The following is an 18,620-nucleotide window of genomic DNA, read 5'->3' as shown; positions in this document are numbered from 1 at the left end:
GGCCTGATAGTCTGCGTTGCCGCGGCCATATCGTTTTTGCGCACGGCAAGAAGACCCGATTATCGTGAGAACGTAAGCCGGGCGATGCAACCGGTGGCCGCTTTGCTTCCACACACGAAAGGTGAGCGACGGCTGTGGGCGGCGATCTCGGTGACGGCCGGAATTTGCGAAGAGATTCTCTTCAGGGGTTTCCTTATATTCTATCTCTCCCAGGTACTCCCGTCTCTGCCGCTTATTGCGGTCGTGGTCATCTCGTCGGTCATATTCGGGTTCGGGCACGCGTACCAGGGGCTAAAGGGCATTATCGGCACAGGCATACTTGGCCTCGGGCTTGCGGTGTTATATGTGGCCACCGGCAGTCTCCTCTTGTCGATGGTTATTCACGCGCTTGTCGACGTACGGGTGCTTCTCGTCTGGCGTCCCGAGAGCCTGCAAATCGAAGCGCCCACAGAGGAAGCAGTGTGACGAAAGGGTATAAAGCTAAAATTGCTCTCGTCTACGACTTTAGCTATGCTTAGGAATAGTAGTCGAGGCATTGAATATCTTTTAAGCGGTGGCGGTATATGAAGCATATCAGTAAAAAGAAACGGTCGGCAAAAGCGGGTCTGCCCCCCGGCAGCCTGGTTCATATCGGCGATAAAAAATCCGGGGAAGTAAAGATCACGATACTCGATTACGACGAGCATAGCTTTAGCGAGAGGGAAGCGACCGAGGTCAAAGAGTGCTTCCCCTTTAGAGACACGCCCACCGTCAGCTGGATCAACCTCGAGGGCATTCACGATACGGATATTCTTGAGAAGCTTGGCGAGTGTTACGGCCTGCATCCCCTTGTGCTTGAGGATATCCTCAACACCGACCAGCGACCGAAGTTTGAAGACTACCGTGATTATGTCTACATCGTGCTTAAAATGATTTATTACGATAACGTAGAGAACGGCATCGTCACCGAGCAGATAAGCCTTATTCTTGGCAAGAACTACGTGCTCTCGTTTCAGGAAGGGATCGAGGGGGACATTTTCGACCCTATCCGCGAGCGAATCAGGACGGGCGCTAATAAATTGAGAGCGCAAGGCGCCGATTATCTCGCATACTCGTTGATCGACGCCGTCGTTGACAGCTACTTTGCAGTCCTTGAAAAACTCGGCGAGGATATCGAGTATCTCGAAGATGACCTCATAGCCAATCCCGGCCAAGACGCCTTGCATCACATCCACAATCTCAAACACCAGATGATATACTTGCGCAAGTCGGTATGGCCCCTTAGGGAAGTGATCGCCGCACTTGAAAGGGGAGAATCGCCGCTGATCAAGGAGGCGACTATGATATATCTGCGCGACGTCTACGACCATACGATCCAGGTGATCGACACCATCGAGACATTGCGCGATATGCTCTCGGGTATGCTCGATATCTACCTTTCAAGCATCAGCAACCGCATGAACGAAGTCATGAAGGTCTTGACCATCATCGCCACGATTTTCATCCCGTTAACATTCATCGTGGGTATTTACGGGATGAACTTTAGATATATGCCCGAGCTTGATTCGCGTTGGGCGTACCCGGCTGTCTGGGTAGTTATGATAGTGATAGTGGCTTTCATGCTCGCTTATTTCAGAAGAAGAAAGTGGCTATAGGCCGGTAATGGTAAGATTGACCTAGTAATCGGAGGCAGGTATGGCGGTTGATGGACGTCCACGGGTGGTTATTGTCGGGGCCGGTTTCGGCGGTCTCTGGGCTGCCCGCGCCCTAACGGAAGCGCCTGTCGATACCCTGCTGATCGACCGCGACAACTACCATACGTTCCTGCCGCTTCTCTACCAGGTGTCGGCGGCCGAACTCGAGCCGGAAGAGATCGCATATCCCATACGCGCGATCCTGCGAAAACTGCCCAACGCGGGCTTTATCCTGGCCGATGTCGGCGATATCGATTTCGACGCCCGTGCAGTTAAGGTTAACGGAGATTCTATCTCATACGATTACCTGGTTCTGGCGATGGGAAGTACCTCTAATTACTTCGGCGTACCGGGTGCCGCCGAGAACTCCTTTTCATTAAAGACGCTGGAAGAGGGTGCTGCGCTACGCAATCATATCCTGTGTTGCTTCGAGCAGGCGTCGTTTGAAAAGGATGGGGCGCGGCGAAAGCGCCTTCTTACATTTATTATCGTCGGCGGCGGTGCAACGGGTGTCGAATTTGCCGGCGCCCTCGCCGAGCTGATCGACGGCCCACTCGTGAAGGATTATCCCTCCCTTAATTTTGAAGAAGTTCGCGTCATATTGATCGAAGCGGCGGACAACCTGCTCACAATGCTGCCGCAAAAACTGCGCTCGTATGCCCAAGAGCGCCTAACGGGGATGGGCGTTATAATTCGCCTTCAAACAATGGTAAGCCAAATAAACGCCGATTCGGTAGTCCTGAAAAGCGGCGAAGCCATACCGACCGAAACCGTGGTCTGGACCGCGGGTGTGGGCGGTCAGCCGCTCGCTAAATCGTGGGGTCTTCCGACGGCGCGCGACGGCCGGGTCGAAGTGTTGCCGACACTGCAGGTACCCGATCACCCCGAGGTGTATGTTATCGGTGACCTAGCGTACTTCGAAGAGAACGGCCGGCCTTTACCCATGGTAGCGCCCGTCGCGGTTCAACAGGGAGCAGTGGCGGCCCAAAATATCATGAATCAGCTGTCCGGGCAGCCCCTACAGGAATTTCGCTACCACGACCGCGGCACAATGGTTACGATAGGGCGGAATGCAGGTGTTGTAAGGATAGGTGAGCGGGTCTTTACCGGTCTTTTTGCATGGATGCTCTGGCTTGGAGTCCACCTGCTTAATCTGATTGGGTTTAGAAACCGCCTGCTTGTGATGATAAACTGGTCCCAGGACTACTTTCTCTTCGAGCGTGCCGTCCGCTTTATATTCCCCTCGGATAAGACCCTGTTCGCCAGGGCGCTCAGGTGTTCGACCTCGCGGCGCACAGGTGATGGCGACGAGACTCCGCAGAGCTAAAGATATCTCAACACAGTACGCCAATAAGATGTAAACTATATGCTAATCAGAGCAAAAGTGCCGGACGTCGCAGGAAGGAATGAAGAAAACGTGGCAGGCAGATCAGTTATTATAATCGGCGCGGGCGTTGCCGGTCTCTCCGCCGGGTGCTATCTGCAGATGAACGGGTACGAAACCCTTATCTTCGAGCACCACAAAAAGCCCGGTGGCGTGGTTGCGGCTTGGAAGCGTAAAGATTACCTCATCGATGGGGCCATCCACTTTCTCTGGGGCGACAAGCCCGGCCAGTCGAACCACAAGCTTTTCAGCGAACTCGGCATATATGAGACAAACAAGTTCGTCGATCTGAGCTACTTTTCTTATCTCGACGAGGCGACCGGAACACAGATAAAATTGGATAGAGACCTTCTTCGTCTCGCATCCGACTTAAAAGCCTTGTCGCCGCAAGATTCGAGGATCATCGATGACATAATCAGATCGGCGCGCTCTCTGCAAGGCATAGATTTGGGCGATATGGGGATGGGGCAACCCGCCGAACTCATGCATCCCATGGACCAGGTAAAGATGATGTGGGGCATGCGCCGTGCGCTCAAATACTTCACCGGCAAATATGCAAAACCCGTGTATGAATTCGTGAAGGATGTAAGGCATCCGATGGTGCGGCGGTTTTTTGAAAACGTGTTCCTGCCGGAGGTGCCCACCTGGTTTATGCTGATGTTGTTGGCGATAGCCGGGGACGGGCAGATGGCGCTCCTTGAAACCGGGTCGCTTGCTTTTGTAAAAGCTGTCGAGAAACGCTATATGGATTTGGGTGGCCGCATAACCTTCCGCGCTATGGTCGAAGAGATTCTGGTAGAAAACGACCGTGCGATCGGGGTGCGTCTGGCGGATGGAAGCATCCACTATGCCGATGTCGTGGTATCGGCGGCGGACGGCTATAGCACCGTTTATAAGATGCTTGGCGGGCGCTACGTTGATGAGACCATCGAAGAGCGCTATAAGACCTGGAAGCTTTTCAGGCCGTTTGTGATGGCGAGCTTTGGCGTGGCCCGCGAGTTTAAGGGCGAGCCATGTATAAGTTTCGTCACACTTAAAGAGCCCTTCACCGTCGGTAACGAGTCGATCGACTCAATCGTTCTGCGCATCTTTAATTACAGCTCCGAATTCGCGCCGCCCGGCAAAACCGTGGTCCAGGCCGAGTTCGAGACCGAGTGGGAGTATTGGAGCGATTTGTGCGATAAAGACCGTGCACGTTACGATGCCGAGAAGCAGCGTGTGGCCGGGGAGGTACTCGGCAGGCTGGAGCAGCTGTACACCGGCATCTCCGGGCAGGTAGAGGTAACCGATGTTGCCACACCCTATACGACCTGGCGCTACACAAAGAACCACCGCGGCGCGTTCGAAGGTTGGCTGCCGACCCCCGAAACGCTTCTGGCGCGCGTCGAGAAGTCACTGCCCGGCCTCGCTAACTTTTACATGGCGGGTCAATGGGTTATGCCGGGTGGCGGTGTTCCGCCGTCCCTTTACTCGGGCCGCCACGTAGCGCAACTTCTCTGCCACAGAGACGGCAAGACGTTCACTACTTCAAGCTGAACACTTGAATCTCAAGTCCCAAAAACGGGTATCCTTTAGGTAGCAGACAAAATAAAGCCGCACTTACCGTTGAGAAAACTCGGGGTAAGCGGCGATCTAAAGGATTGGATGTTGAGAACGAGATGGAACAAAGAGCCCAGGGTGAAGGCGAACTGACCAACGAGCGGGTTGCTGAAATCCTCGATGAGATCGGCGATATGCTGGATATTCTCGGTGAAACCACGTTCAGGGTGCGCGCCTACCACAAAGCCGCCGCAAGCGTCCGCGGCCTTACCAGGCCTATTACGGATATCTACCGCGAGGGTGGCGTCAAAGCACTTGACGAGATCCCGGGTGTTGGAAGCCATACCGCCCTTCGTCTGGAGGAACTCATAGCGACAGGTCGTCTCCCGTATTATGAAGAGCTGCGCGAAAAAATCCCCGAGTCGCTCCCCGAGCTTATGGTCATCCCCGGCATCGGCCCTAAAAAGGCAAAAAAGATTTACGACACCCTCAGAATCTCCAACCGTGATGAGCTTGTAAACGCGATTGCGGAACACAAAATAGAGCATATTCCGGGGTTTGGCCGTAAGACTGAGGAAAATATCCTCCGGGGAATCCATCAATACGATAAGATGCACGAGCGTATTCTCCTCTCGCAGGCCTATCCGATAGCCCACGAAGTCGTTGATTTACTCGCTCAACAGTCTTTTGTAGACCGGGCAAGCACTGCGGGAAGCTTGCGCCGCATGAAAGAGACTGTCGGCGATATCGATCTTCTTGCATCGAGCGACCAACCGCTCAAGGTAATGGAATACTTCACGACACTGCCGCAGGTTGCATATATCCTGGCAACCGGTGAGACAAAGAGCAGTATTATCGTAAAAAACGGGCTGCAGATCGATTTGCGCGTGGTGGCCCCCAACCAGTACGGTGCGGCGCTCCAGTATTTTACGGGCTCCAAACCGCACAATATCCACCTACGGGATATCGCTAAGAAACGGGGTCTGAAGATAAACGAGTACGGTGTCCTTGAATCGGATACCAATAGAAGACTTGGGGGGCGTACTGAAGAAGAGGTATACAGTACTCTCGATATGGAAACGCCCCCACCAACGATCCGAGAGGATAAAGGCGAGATAGAGGCGGCGATGCGCCGAAGCCTGCCGCGGCTTATCCAGCATGAGGACATAAAGGGCGATTTTCACGTTCATACGAAGTGGAGCGACGGCATAAACGATATTGAAGCGATGGTGGAGATGGCGCGTAGCCTGGGCTATACATTCGTAACCATCTCCGACCACGCCGAGAAATTGCGTATTGCGGGCGGCCTAACAAAAGAAGAGCTTCAGGAACAATTAGAAGCGATCGGCGAACTCAAAGAGAAATATGACGACATAGAGATTCTTACCGGTATGGAGACGAATATCGATAATGATGGGGAAGTCGATTTCGGGCCGGAGGTATTGCGCAAGCTCGATGTGGTGATAGGCTCGATCCACGGTGGCTTCCGGCAATCAAAAGAACAGCTTACAAGGCGTATGGTGCGGGCTATAGAAAACCCCTACGTCAACATCATCGCGCACCCGACCGGCAGGATTCTCGGACAACGCCCGCCTTATGATATCGATTTGCACGAGGTGTTTAAGGCCGCAGCCGCTACCGGCACATTTTTGGAGCTTAACGCATATCCCAACAGGCTCGACTTGAAAGACGACTACTTGCGGGAAGCCAGAGACGTTTACGGTTGCAAGTTCGCCATCGACACCGATGCCCACGTCGCCGGCAATATGCTCTATATGGAATACGGCGTCGCCACAGCCCAACGCGGCTGGCTCACTAAAGAAGACGTTCTTAATACCTACAAAGTCGATGAAATACGACGTATGCTGCGCAAACAACGATAAGAACCGTTTCACCATCACTTTATGCTATAATTTCTTACCGATGTCCACTAATAAAACCTTGAATACAACCGCAAACAAAACATACGCTCCGTTACCGGTACGATTCTACGAGCGCGCGGCCGATACCGTGGCGGTCGATCTTCTTGGACGGCTGCTAGTCCGCGAAACGCCGCAGGGTCCTATGGCGGCCAAAATCGTCGAAGTCGAAGCCTACTTCGGTGAGGGCGACCCCGCCAGCCACGCGTGCAGGGGCATGACGCCCCGAAATGCGATAATGTTCGGGCGTGCAGGCAGGGCATATGTGTACCTCAACTACGGCGTGCACTACCTGCTCAATGTCGTCACGGGGGAGGAGGGCCGTGCCGGCGCAGTCTTGCTGCGCGCGGTCGAGCCGCTGTCGGGTATTGAGCTTATGATGCATAACCGCCCCGTAAAGAAGATGATTGACCTGACCAACGGCCCCGGAAAGCTGACAAAAGCCCTGAAGGTGGATATAAACGATAACGGTACGGATATGGTGAACCAGAGGGGCGGCCTTTTCATCACCGGTGGTATGACGCAGGATATCTCAATACACAAAAGCCCGAGAATCGGTATCTCGGCCGGCACCGATATGCTTTTAAGATTCTCCATCCAGGGGAATCCATATGTATCCCGATAGTGCAAAGATACTTATTACGATACGGCAGTAGCGAACTGCGAATGTTGATAATGATGCGAAGTGGAAGCGACGACTGGAGGTAGAAGGATGATGAAGTTCCGCGCGATTTACGACCTGGCGATTGAAGTTGGAATCCACCACGACCCACGCGGCGAAGCCGAAATCGAGAGGGTGCTGGGAAAAAAGACCGAGCAGTATGAAGGCTTAAAAGACGACGAAAAAGAGTTCTTCGACGTAGATGAGCTGAGCAATCCTTACTCGGACACAAGGATGCTTACCGGCGACCCCGATGCCGAGATCAACGGCCTCATAGCGGGTATCGATATGGAAACTCAAGAGGTCGTGCTGGCGGATAGACTGCGAGAAAAAGGCGAGAAGATAGACCTTGTGCTTGCCCACCACCCCGAAGGTAAAGCGCTGGCGGCGTTGGCCGATGTGATGGCAATGCAAGCAGATATATGGGCGAAATACGGCGTTCCGATCAATGTTGGCGATGACTTGATAGGGGAGCGCATGACCGAGGTGCGCCGCGGCCTGATGCCGATCAACCACAACCGCGCGGTAGATGCGGCGCGGTTGCTCGGCTTCTGTTTTATGAACTCCCACACCCCGTGCGATAACCTGGTCACAGATTTCGTCCAGAGCTACCTGGATGAGAAGGAGCCGTCGACCATGGGCGATATAGTAAAGGCTCTCAAGGAGGTCCCGGAATACAAGGATGCGGCCTTAAATAGTTCAGGCCCGGCAATCATCGTCGGTGATCCCGGTAAACGTCCCGGCAAAATCGTCGTAGATATGACCGGCGGTACAGAGGGTCCTGAAGCGGCGATAGAGCGGCTTGCCAACGCCGGAGTGGGCACGATCGTCGGTATGCACTTCAGCGACAAGCTTCGCAAAAAAGCTAGCGAACATCATCTGAATTTAATAGTCGCCGGGCATATAGCCAGTGACGCTATCGGCATGAACCTCTTCCTCGATAAACTCGAGAATAACGGTGTCAGTGTCCTTACAACGTCAGGGCTTTTGAGGGTTAAAAGAAGTTAAAACGGGTAGATGTGGTAACCAGATGAAGTTTATCGCAGTTATCACAGGAAAACTTTTAATCCTTTTGAGCAGGCTTTTTAGCTTTGGCGGAGGCTCGTCCTACCCGGGGCTTGTAGCGTTGCGAATCGACCCGAACCTCATAATAAAGATAACGGGCAAATTGCGCTACGGCTCGATTATCATAACGGGAACCAACGGCAAGACAACATCCTCAAAGTACCTGTCGTCGATTCTGAAGAACGAAGGGTACGGGGTCATACACAACCGCACCGGGTCGAACCTAATGCGGGGAGTCGCATCAGCGCTGATAGAGCAATCCACTCTCTTCGGTACGCCGCTTGGCGACATCGGCCTCTTTGAAATCGACGAGGCTACGATGAAAGACGCCGTCAAAAGCATCAACCCAAAGGTTGTCCTCGTAACCAACCTCTTTAGAGACCAGCTCGATCGTTACGGCGAACTTGATAAAACCGCCACCGTAATCGTCGATTCGATGAGCGCTCTCAGCGATTCGACCATACTGCTCAATGCGGACGACCCGCTTGTCGCCTCACTTTCCGGAAGGATCAATGGCAAGAATAGTGCCGTGTTCTTCGGCTTAAACGATGCGACCTACACTTCTAAATCAAGAGCGTCCATGGATAGCAACGACTGCTTGCTGTGTGGGGCCGGGCTGGTATTCGACCGGAGATACTACGGCCATCTCGGCATTTACCATTGCCCCAACTGCAGCTCTAAGCGACCCGACCCTCACTACGAGGCAAAGGGAATAACCCTCTACGGGATCAAGAATTCGTCATACTTGTTGGCGGATCAAAGTGGAAGTCTTGCTGTTTCGTCAAACGTATCCGGCATCTACAACGTCTACAATTCGCTGGCGGCGTTCTCGATTGCACGGTCCTTAGGGATCGGTATCGACACGATCGGGCAAAGCCTCGATGCCTCAGAGGCCGCTTTTGGCAGGATGGAGAAGCTATCCGTTGATAACATGGAGATTTACCTGCTTCTGGTTAAAAACCCGATCGGTTTGACACAGATAGCCGAGACCTTAAGCACGGACCAGGCCGCCCACACATTTATGCTGGTGCTTAACGACAACTTTGCGGACGGTACCGACGTGTCGTGGATATGGGATGCGGATATAACGCCACTGCGGCTCGTTGCGCATAACATCTTTGTATCGGGTATCAGGGCCGCCGATATGGCGCTGCGCTTGAAGTATGAGGATTTCGATACCCGAAAGATAACGACGATCGGTACCATCGAGCAAGCTTTCGAACATGCGTGCAGGCATACCCCCGAAAATGAGACGCTCTATGTGATGACCACATACACCGGCATGCTGCAGTTGCGCAATTACCTGACTAAAAGGGGAGCGGTCGGCGGATTCTGGGAGGAGGAGGCGGCATGAAAATCAACCTGTTTCACCTTTACCCGGATGCAATGAACCTATACGGGGACTACGGCAATATCCTTTCGATCGTCAAGCGCTGCAGATGGCGCGGCATACAAGCCGAGGTCATCGACAGCAAAAAAGGCGATCGCCTTGACCTCTCACAAGCGGATATCATATTTATGGGCGGCGGCCAGGACAGGTCCCAACACTTAATATCGGATGACTTACTCTCGAAAGGTCCCCAGATAAAAGAAGCAATCGAGCAGAATGTATGCGCGCTCACAATCTGCGGCGCTTACCAGCTGTTCGGCCATTATTTTAAAACCAAGGATGGCGTAGAGTTACCCGGCATAGGGGTCTTCGATGCCTATACCGAGGCCGGCGATCAGCGCATGATCGGCAACGTTCTAGTGGATTGCTCCGAGCCCATGGCAAGCTTCACGGGCGCACACAAGGTGCATGTACCAAAGAAACGGGGGTCGAAACTCGTGGGGTTTGAAAACCATAGTGGAAAAACATTTCTGGGCGAACACGGCAAACCGCTCGGAAAGGTGATAAACGGCTTTGGTAACGATGGCTCTTCGCAGTGGGAAGGGTGCCGCTACCGGAACGCCTTCGGCACCTACCTGCACGGTCCGCTCCTTCCAAAGAACCCGTGGCTGGCCGATTACTTGATTCTTCTTGCCTTGAAGCACAGGTACGGCTTCAAAATCCACATAATGGAACTTGACGACTCGCACGAATATGCGGCGTTCGATTCGGCGAGAACAAGGATACTGACAGCCAAAACTACCCACCTGTAAAGAACAAGCAGAACACGTCACAGCTTAGCGTCAGAGGCTTACCATCAAGGATTTAGTGACCTGTAGATTCCGCTTGACCTGAAGTGGGCGGATTAGTCGCCGTCCCAGGGGGTGCCGCCGTTGTCGGCGGGTTCGTCGGCGTTACCACCGTTTGTGGCGTTTGGGGTGTTTGCTGTATGCCCTGGGTTGTGCCTGGTTGTAGAGTCGGGTTTGGCTGCTGCGTCGCCGTGATGTGTTGAAGTGACCTCCTTTTGGAGGCGTTTGAGCCACTTCCGGAAAAATTTGCGGCATGTTTACCTCCCGAGTACGAAGACGCCTTTTTCGCCTGGTTCCCCGGCCAACGGGCCGGGGTAAAGTCGAGCACGGGTGTGCCGCTCAGGAACTGCCCCATGTACGAGTGCCAGATCGAAGCCGGGATGATACCGCCGAAACCCCTGCTGCCGTGGACATTGTACATCGACACCTGCGCCTGCGGATACCCCATCCACACGCTTGTTACCAGATTCGGGGTAAAGCCCACAAACCAGGCATCGCGATACTCCCCATTTGTACCCGTCTTTCCCGCAGCGGGCCTGCCGATATTGGCACGCGTGGCGGTACCCCGCTGGACAACGCCCTGCATAATATCGATAGCCCTGTTTGCGATTTCGGCGCTGATTGCCTGTGTGCCCACCGGCTTTGCCTGTTTGATGGTCGTGCCCTCAGAATCAACGATCTTTATAATCGAGGTCGGTGGAATATGGACGCCCCCGTTAGCCAGCGTTGCGTATGCGGAGGCCATCTCAAGTGGAGAAACGCCGACCGTAAGACCACCTATACCAAGTGAAGGATAGGGGTCCAAATGCGTAGTGATACCCATTTGATGAGCGGTCTCGACCACATTATCCGGTCCCACCGTTACGGTAAGATTTGCATAAACGGCGTTTACCGAGTGAACCGTCGCTTCTCGCAGGGTCATCATCCCGTGCCCGCTTCCCTCGCAATTGTGCACGGTCCACGGTTCATCATACGGGTTACGCGAAATGCGAATCGTCTGGGGCGAGGACGAATCGAAAGTATCGTTTGGGCCGTAGCCCTGTTTAAGCGCCGTAATCAAGACAAACGGTTTAAATGACGATCCCGGCTGCCGTTTTCCCTGGGTCGCGAGGTTATACTTGATGTGTTGAAAGTTGCGTCCGCCGATCATAGCCACGATATAGCCGTTTTTCGGATTGATGGATACCAGTGCGGCCTGCGGGTCCTTGCGAAGGTAGAGGCGCTTCGCGACCGCCCGCTCGGCGATTCTCTGCGCTCTCCAGCTGAGTGTAGTATGCACACGCAGTCCGCCCTTAAACACCTTGTTAACACCATATTCTTTTATAAGCGCCTGCTTAACGTATTCTACGAAGTACGGCGCGGAGACCGGCTCTTGCCTAAGCGCGGCGACGCGCAGGGGAGTGGCTTTCGCCTGATCGGCCTCATGCTTTGTGATAAGCTTCAGGCTTGCCATACGGTCCAATACCGTAGCCCGCCTGCTCAGCGCATTTTTTAGATTTTTATAGGGAGAAAAATTCTCTGGCGATTTCGTCACGCCCGCCAGCAATGCGCCCTCGGCGAGCGTCAGCTGGTACGACTTCTTCCCAAAGAACACCTCAGATGCAGCCTCTATACCGTAAGCGCCCTGGCCGAAGTAAATCGTGTTCAAGTATGCTTCGAGTATTTGCTGCTTCGAGTATTTCTGCTCCAGGCGCGCCGCCATGACGGCTTCGCGCATTTTTCGAGTGAGGGTGCGGTCTTTAGAGCCGATGCTGTTTTTAACATACTGCTGCGTAATCGTGCTTCCGCCTTCGACTATCTGCCGGTGTTTGAGATCTGTGACGACCGCCCGCGCGATTCCATAAACATCGACGCCTTTGTGCTGGTAATAGCGCTCATCCTCGATTGCGATAAACGCTTTCTGTACGACCGGAGGAACATTCTGAAGCGGAACATCCTCCCGGTTCTCAAGGTACAGCCTGGTAAGGACAGCACCGTCATTGGCCAGGATATATGAGCGTTGCGCCTGTTTTAATAAGGCATTGTTTTCTACTCTTACGAATTGGTTCGCCTCACCGGCAAAACTGTTTGCAAGAAACACTGTTAAGAATAGTCCAAGAACTGTAAGAAAGACGAATTTCTTCAAACCGCATCACTCTTTCATCGAAATCCATAAGAAACCCTAATAATGACCCTCATGCATATGTTCTTTTTATTGTTCTCTTTATCTTGTTCTTAAATATTCCCTAAATGGTGTCTAACTGACCCACACTATCGGCTAGTTTTTCTCACATATCGGGATAAAGCGCAGTATTTCACCAGGAAGTTGGAAGTATGGGGTATCATAGTATAATCTGATTCCGGAAAGAAATTATTTGGATTATTGTGGATTAAACTATGGTTGAAAATAGAGAGAGTGAACAATTGGATAATAAACTTGAGCTTCTGGCACCGGCGGGCAACAGAACGGCCTTTGACGCCGCGCTCAACAGCGGGGCGGATGCCATCTACCTGGGCGTTGAGAAATTCAGTGCACGCCGTCAGGCCGGCAACTTCACAATCGACGAACTAAGAGACGCAGTACGCGATGCCCACCTTCGGGGGACCAAGGTCTATGTCGCGTTCAATACGATTATCTCTGACGAAGAACTGCCCTCCGCCGTCGAGAGCCTTGCAGAAATCAATAACGCGGGCGCTGATTCGGTCATCATTCAGGACTGGGGCGTTTTTAAACTGGTAAAGCAGCTCTTGCCCGAGATGCGCGTGCACGCAAGCACCCAGATGAACACGCACAACGTGGAGATGGTGAAGTTTCTCGAAGAGCAGGGAGCCAACCGTATTACCCTGGCGCGCGAGCTATCGATAGGCGAAATCGCCGAAACATGCGGTTCGACCACTGTTGAAATAGAGACGTTCATCCACGGCGCCCTCTGTTTCTCATACTCCGGTCAATGTCTCTTCAGCAGTATGGTGGGAAACAGAAGCGGTAACCGCGGGATGTGCCCGCAGGCGTGCCGCTTAGGCTACAGCCTTTCGGTCGCGGGTTCGCGCGAAGAAGTCTGGCCGACGCCGGGCAAGCACGTCTTAAGCACGAAGGATTTAAGCGGCATCAAGCTGATACCCGAATTGGCGAAAGCCGGTGTAAAAGCGCTCAAAATCGAGGGGCGTATGAAATCGCCCGAGTATGTGGCGACCGTCGTGCGCGTATATAGAAATGCAATCGACAGGTACCTGCGCGACCCCGATTCGTACGCCGTATCCGATGAAGAGATAAACGAACTCAAAGAAGTATTCAGCCGCGGCTTTACCGAGGGATATTTCAAGGATATTCGCGATAGCCGCCTCATGAGTTTCGATAGGCCGAGCGACCGCGGCATGCTCATAGGAAGGGTGACCTACCTGGATGTCTATACGGGCAAACTAGGCCTGCAGCTGAAACACGAGCTGTGCGTCGGCGACGAGATCGAGGTGTGGGTTAGCCGTGGCGGCAGGGTCAAAGCAAAAGTCGACGAGTTGCTTGTTGCCGACAAGCGTGTCGAGTGTGCCCCCGAGGGGTCGAAGGCGGTAATCGTCCTAAAAGAAAAACGACATAAGATCAACACTGGCGATAGGGTTTTTAGAATATATAACGAGCGGCTTATTAAAACCGCAAGAGAGTCGATAAAGGGTGGGATATCTAAGCGGGTGCCGGTCGAGATGTCCGCATTTATCGAGATAGGAAAACCTATACAGCTAAAAGCGCACGTAAACCCGGCTTACGGCGGGCAGGGAGCCGAAGTGATAAGCGATTTCAATGCCGAAAAGGGTGAGAAAAGAACCCTCGCCGACCACGACGTTATCGCCCAGCTGAACAGGCTCGGCAATACTATCTATGAGGTCGAATCATGGGATATTTCACTCGGTCCCGGTGTGATGGTTCCCCTTGGAAAGCTCAATGACCTCAGGCGCACCCTGGTCGAGAGACTTGATGCCGAGAGAATCAAAGCATACCGGCGAACACGGGTAGCACCCAAAAAAGCGCAGGACGAACTCGATGCCTTGATGCGCCCAGAGCGCACCAAAAAGCCCCAGAAGCCGCTTCTTGCGGTTGATGTGAGTTCACCGGGACAGGCGGTTCAGGCCGCCCAAAACGGTGCTGACTGGCTCTATGTGAGGCCCGGCTTTTCACGACAGGAAGGCCTTGACCTTTCAAAGCTCTCAGAAATAGCCGTCAAGCAGGGTGCAAAGATGGCGTTGGCCACCGGCAACATAGTCCACCAGGGCGAAGTAGCCGCATTGCTCACGCTCATAGAATCCAATAAAGAGTTCTTAGACGCGCTGCTCATCGATAACTTTGGGATGTTTCATGCGGTTCGTGATCTGGGGTTACCGCTGTTTCTCGATTACCGTATCAACAACTTCAACAGGGTAAGCACCCGGTATTTCAGGGATCACGGTGCTTCTAGGATATGCCTGTCATCCGAGCTGACCCTCGACCAGGTCGCCACAATATCAAAATCCGTCAACGTAGACACCGAGGTCCTGGTCCACGGCTGGCTCGAAGTAATGACCGCCGAGCACTGCGTACCGAGCGCATCCAAGAAAAGCTGTGAGTTCTGTTCGATGCGCGGTTTTTATATCGAGGATGAAAAAGGCTTTAAGTTCCCGGTCGAACAGGATACAAAGTGCCGCTCGCACATCTACAACTCACGGGAACTCAACATGCTTCCCAACACGGCCAATCTCATACACGCAGGTATCCGCTCGATGCGACTTCTGCTAAACCGCTACGAGCCGGAAGCGGCGGGCTCTATCACCAGGCTTTACCGCGAGGCCGTCGACCTTATAACGGCGGGAGTGGATGATATCACCCCGGTTCTCAAGAAAGCCGACCGCCTCTTCCCAGCCGCCGAGACAACCACCGGCCACTTCTTCCGGGAAGTACAATAAAAAGCCTAGCTTCTGGCTCCTAGAGGGTTTGTTTATGCTGGGGCTAAACGTATAATATAAACAATGATGAGCAGAGAAAAACAAGGATGGGCAGAGATTGAAGACTCGTTTGCTTACAGCGTCTGACATAAAGAAGATTATCGATATGCCACATACCCTGGAGGCGGTGGAGACTGCGTTTCGAGAGTATGGGCTTGGAAAAGCCGTTATGCCACCGAAACTCTACCTCGACTTAAAGCACTACAGTGGTGATTTTAGGGCAATGCCGGCGTATGTCGAAAAATCCGCCGGTCTGAAATGGGTGAGCGTATACCCGGGCAATCCCGGTAAGGGGTTGCCGACTGTGATGGCGATGCTCGTGCTTAACGACCCGAAAACCGGTTTTCCACTCGCCATTATGGATGCGACACAGATAACGGGCTACAGGACGGGCGCCGCCGGGGGAGTGGCCGCGAAGTACCTTGCACGAAAAGACTCAACGACAGTAGGACTTGTCGGGGCGGGCGTACAAGCAAAAACCCAGTTGCTTGCACTGCTTAATTACTTCAAGTTTGAAAAGATATACATATGGAGCCTGCATGAAGAAGATGTAGAAGGGTGCCAAGCCGATTTCCCTGGTCTGCCTATCGAATCGGCCTCAATCGAGACCGCGGCGGGCTGCGATATAGTCTGTACTACGACCCCATCCAGGGAATTCATCGTGAAGCGGGAGTGGGTGAAAGAGGGCGCCCATATCAACGCAATAGGGGCAGACGCGCCCGGCAAGCAGGAACTCGATCCCAGAATATTAGCCGATGCAAAAGTAGTCGTTGATGATATCGCGCAGGCAAAGCACAGCGGTGAGCTCAACGTAGCGATCAAGCGAGGATTCTTTGCAGAAGTGGACATCTATGCAACACTCGGCGAAATCGTAACGGGAGCAAAACGGGGACGCACGGGCAATGAGATAACTGTCTTTGATTCCACGGGACTAGCGATACAAGATATTGCAACCGCAAGGATGCTTCTCGATAAAGCTAAGGCCGAAGGAATCGGCCACGACTTTGATGTGATCGGATAAGCGGATGTGCCGGTGGCTTAACATGAGGCGGCTTTCGGCTCATAGGATGTGCCGTCAGTGCAACATGTCTCGACCCGGTTTCTACCGTTCTCTTTTGCTTTATACAGGGCGACATCGGCACTGTGTATGAGGCCGTTCTTAGAGATAGAATGGAACGGATATGTCGCCACGCCGAGAGAGACTGTCAGTTTCCCGGCCGGCTGTTTTGCTTCTCCCTGGAAGCTTGTTTGTTCGACCTTGGTCCTAATACGCTCGGCGACTACGGCCGCGCCTTCCTGACCGGTATTGGGCAACACCGCGCACATTTCCTCGCCGCCATAGCGGTATACATGGTCGGTATCTCTAACCGCGCTGCGTATAGCCATGGCGACCGTGCGTAACGTCTCGTCTCCTAATTGGTGACCGTTGTTGTCGTTGTAGTGTTTGAAATAGTCGATATCTATCATGATAAACGACAACGGCTCTTTATAGCGCCGTGCGCGGATGAGTTCTTGTTCCAGGTTCTGAGAGAGCTTTCGGTAGTTCCATAGCTCGGTAAGCGGGTCGATAAGGCTCAGGCGCTCGGTCATCTTATGAAGCCTGTTAACATCCCTTCCGATCCAGAGCCACCCAAGCAGGGCAACTAGCAGCAGCGGAACGAACAGCGCGAAATGATTAGTGAGTTCCCGTGTGACTTCTTTTTGGATGAATCGCTCGTCGACGCAGACTCTAACAAACCATGGTACCTTGGATGCAATCGTAAAGCCGGAAATCCTTGTTATACCATCGGGCTGCTTTAGCTTAGATGTTCCCGAGGTTTTCCCGAGCATCGATGTATAGAATGTCTCGTGCGAAAGATTTTTGCCGACCCATGATTTAGCATCAGCGCTCCGCGCGATAACAACGCCCTTATCATCCAGCACGCTGATAACCGTACCCTGTGAGATTCGCGTCTGCATGAGCTTGTTCTGTATTTTCGTCAGGTCGAACGCTGCAGCGATAAAGCCGATTCTTTTCCCGGCGAAGTCGTGGACCGGATACGTGACATGGACTACGGGGATTCCCGTCAAGCGGCTGTAAATGAAATCACCGACGGCCATGCCGTCTGAGCGTATCGACCTCACGTAACAGACCGTATCGCGCACGTTTACCTTTTTAGCATCCTCGCTATTCGTCATTGCCCCGGAAGCGGCAGCAGCACGAATATTCCCATCATTGTCTACAAAAAGGATAACGTTGTAGAACGGATACTTAGGCACGATCGTTTGCAGAAGGGCTCTAACCTTGGGGTAGTTTTGCGCACGTACGTTTTCATTTTCGGCGATAGGAATCAGTGCTTCACCGGTCGAGATAATATACTCGTCGATATCGTGGGCGACATTCTGCGCGAGTTTTAGGCTCTCGGTCTTCGTCTCTTCTTCAAGTCGCTTATTTATGTCGAGCGCCTTATATGTGGAAAAGATGATAAAGGGGAGCAGCATGACAACGAGCAAGACAAAAAGCCTGCCCTTTACTGAAAGAAGTCTTGTTGTGCCATCGAATTTATTTGGATCCACGTATAACTCCCGATAAGTTGGTTAATACTACCCATCGGCTCTAATTCGCGGCTCTTTAGCGATCGACCAGGTAGATTATATTGCTTTAGGGCAATAGATGCTGGGTTTCGAGGCTCCGATGACGAGCCCCGGTTTGACCCGCATCGAACGCTCCTGCTAACATCTGTATTAGGTACGGAGGGGAAAAAATGTTCGGGTGGACCGGCAAAATCCTAAAAATCGATCTAAGCCGCGGTTGCGCGGTTCGGGAGGACATCCCGGCCGAGATGCTCTATGAGTATCTCGGCGGCAGAGGTCTTGGCGTTCGCTTGATGCGTGATTACTTTGGGTTGCACCCGTTTTCACCCGAGATGCCGCTGATATTTGCTGTCGGTCCATTATGCGGCACGCCCTCACCGACGTCGGCCAGGATGTCGGTCGTGTCCAGAAGTCCGCTGACCAAGACAATCTATGATTCCTCCTGCGGGGGCCTGTTTGCCCACAAAATCAAAGCAGCGGGTCTTGATGCGATTATGATCACCGGAGAAAGCCCTCATCCCGTCTATATCCAGGTAACGGAGATGGGTGCCGGTATTCACGATGCTTCAGGGCTCTGGGGAAACGACACGCTTGAAACGATGTCCGCTTTGATGGATAAGGGCAGCGTCGCCGCGATAGGACCCGCAGGCGAAAACCGCGTGCTGTTTGCAAATATCATG

The 18,620-nt window shown here is 53.0% G+C and carries 14 protein-coding genes; 12 read left to right on the top strand and 2 right to left on the bottom strand.

Annotated elements, in window-relative coordinates; translation table 11 throughout:
• The 9 genes from ACYC56_RS04830 to ACYC56_RS04790 all read left to right on the top strand — a co-directional run.
• A partial coding sequence (locus ACYC56_RS04830; protein WP_461373053.1) for a CPBP family intramembrane glutamic endopeptidase occupies window positions 1-465 on the top strand: 465 nt, incomplete at its 5' end.
• 98 nt (window positions 466-563) lie between these two features.
• Window positions 564-1,634, top strand: coding sequence for a magnesium/cobalt transporter CorA (gene corA, locus ACYC56_RS04825; protein WP_461373052.1), 1,071 nt, complete (start codon window positions 564-566; stop codon window positions 1,632-1,634).
• Window positions 1,635-1,674: 40 nt separating this feature from the next.
• A complete protein-coding gene (locus tag ACYC56_RS04820) occupies window positions 1,675-3,000 on the top strand; it encodes an NAD(P)/FAD-dependent oxidoreductase (protein ID WP_461373051.1) in 1,326 nt (441 codons plus the stop codon).
• A gap of 39 nt (window positions 3,001-3,039) precedes the next feature.
• Window positions 3,040-4,593 carry a phytoene desaturase family protein gene (locus tag ACYC56_RS04815; protein ID WP_461373050.1) on the top strand — a complete coding sequence of 518 codons (1,554 nt, stop codon included), beginning with the start codon at window positions 3,040-3,042 and terminating at the stop codon, window positions 4,591-4,593.
• A 104-nt stretch (window positions 4,594-4,697) separates the two neighbouring features.
• Window positions 4,698-6,479, top strand: a complete 1,782-nt coding sequence (gene polX, locus ACYC56_RS04810; RefSeq protein ID WP_461373049.1) for a DNA polymerase/3'-5' exonuclease PolX — start codon at window positions 4,698-4,700, stop codon at window positions 6,477-6,479.
• Window positions 6,445-7,140 carry a DNA-3-methyladenine glycosylase gene (locus ACYC56_RS04805; RefSeq protein ID WP_461373048.1) on the top strand — a complete coding sequence of 232 codons (696 nt, stop codon included), beginning with the start codon at window positions 6,445-6,447 and terminating at the stop codon, window positions 7,138-7,140. The genes polX and ACYC56_RS04805 overlap by 35 nt, the downstream gene beginning before the upstream one ends.
• An 87-nt stretch (window positions 7,141-7,227) precedes the next feature.
• Window positions 7,228-8,184, top strand: a complete 957-nt coding sequence (locus ACYC56_RS04800) for an NGG1p interacting factor NIF3 (protein ID WP_461373047.1) — start codon at window positions 7,228-7,230, stop codon at window positions 8,182-8,184.
• Between the two features lie 22 nt (window positions 8,185-8,206).
• Window positions 8,207-9,595 carry a MurT ligase domain-containing protein gene (locus tag ACYC56_RS04795; protein ID WP_461373046.1) on the top strand — a complete coding sequence of 463 codons (1,389 nt, stop codon included), beginning with the start codon at window positions 8,207-8,209 and terminating at the stop codon, window positions 9,593-9,595.
• A complete protein-coding gene (locus ACYC56_RS04790; protein WP_461373045.1) occupies window positions 9,592-10,383 on the top strand; it encodes a type 1 glutamine amidotransferase in 792 nt (263 codons plus the stop codon). The genes ACYC56_RS04795 and ACYC56_RS04790 overlap by 4 nt, the downstream gene beginning before the upstream one ends.
• 52 nt (window positions 10,384-10,435) lie before the next feature.
• Here ACYC56_RS04790 and ACYC56_RS04785 read toward each other — a convergent pair whose 3' ends face one another.
• The gene (locus ACYC56_RS04785; protein WP_461373044.1) at window positions 10,436-12,544 is read right to left on the bottom strand and encodes a transglycosylase domain-containing protein; all 2,109 of its coding nucleotides are present in this window, start codon (window positions 12,542-12,544) and stop codon (window positions 10,436-10,438) included.
• A gap of 251 nt (window positions 12,545-12,795) precedes the next feature.
• Here ACYC56_RS04785 and ACYC56_RS04780 point away from each other — a divergent pair, with 251 nt between their 5' ends.
• Complete coding sequence (locus ACYC56_RS04780) at window positions 12,796-15,327, top strand: DUF3656 domain-containing U32 family peptidase (protein WP_461373043.1); 2,532 nt, start codon at window positions 12,796-12,798, stop codon at window positions 15,325-15,327.
• Between the two features lie 97 nt (window positions 15,328-15,424).
• A complete protein-coding gene (gene ala, locus ACYC56_RS04775) occupies window positions 15,425-16,387 on the top strand; it encodes an alanine dehydrogenase (RefSeq protein ID WP_461373042.1) in 963 nt (320 codons plus the stop codon).
• Window positions 16,388-16,404: 17 nt separating this feature from the next.
• On the opposite strand, the gene ACYC56_RS04770 is transcribed toward ala, so the two are convergent.
• Window positions 16,405-17,922, bottom strand: a complete 1,518-nt coding sequence (locus ACYC56_RS04770) for a sensor domain-containing diguanylate cyclase (RefSeq protein ID WP_461373041.1) — start codon at window positions 17,920-17,922, stop codon at window positions 16,405-16,407.
• Between the two features lie 188 nt (window positions 17,923-18,110).
• Between ACYC56_RS04770 and ACYC56_RS04765 the strand changes: the two genes are divergently transcribed.
• On the top strand, window positions 18,111-18,620 hold a 510-nt coding region (locus ACYC56_RS04765), incomplete at its 3' end, for an aldehyde ferredoxin oxidoreductase N-terminal domain-containing protein (RefSeq protein WP_461373040.1).

The sequence above is a fragment of the Candidatus Aquicultor sp. genome (assembly GCF_054640775.1).
This window is presented reverse-complemented; position numbering and strand designations above follow the sequence as displayed.

Coding starts and splice junctions, on each gene's coding strand:
- corA (WP_461373052.1), top strand. CDS start 564: ATGAAGCATATCAGTAAAAAGAAACGGTCGGCAAAAGCGGGTCTGCCC.
- ACYC56_RS04820 (WP_461373051.1), top strand. CDS start 1,675: ATGGCGGTTGATGGACGTCCACGGGTGGTTATTGTCGGGGCCGGTTTC.
- ACYC56_RS04815 (WP_461373050.1), top strand. CDS start 3,040: ATGCTAATCAGAGCAAAAGTGCCGGACGTCGCAGGAAGGAATGAAGAA.
- ACYC56_RS04805 (WP_461373048.1), top strand. CDS start 6,445: ATGAAATACGACGTATGCTGCGCAAACAACGATAAGAACCGTTTCACC.
- ACYC56_RS04800 (WP_461373047.1), top strand. CDS start 7,228: ATGATGAAGTTCCGCGCGATTTACGACCTGGCGATTGAAGTTGGAATC.
- ACYC56_RS04795 (WP_461373046.1), top strand. CDS start 8,207: ATGAAGTTTATCGCAGTTATCACAGGAAAACTTTTAATCCTTTTGAGC.
- ACYC56_RS04790 (WP_461373045.1), top strand. CDS start 9,592: ATGAAAATCAACCTGTTTCACCTTTACCCGGATGCAATGAACCTATAC.
- ACYC56_RS04780 (WP_461373043.1), top strand. CDS start 12,796: ATGGTTGAAAATAGAGAGAGTGAACAATTGGATAATAAACTTGAGCTT.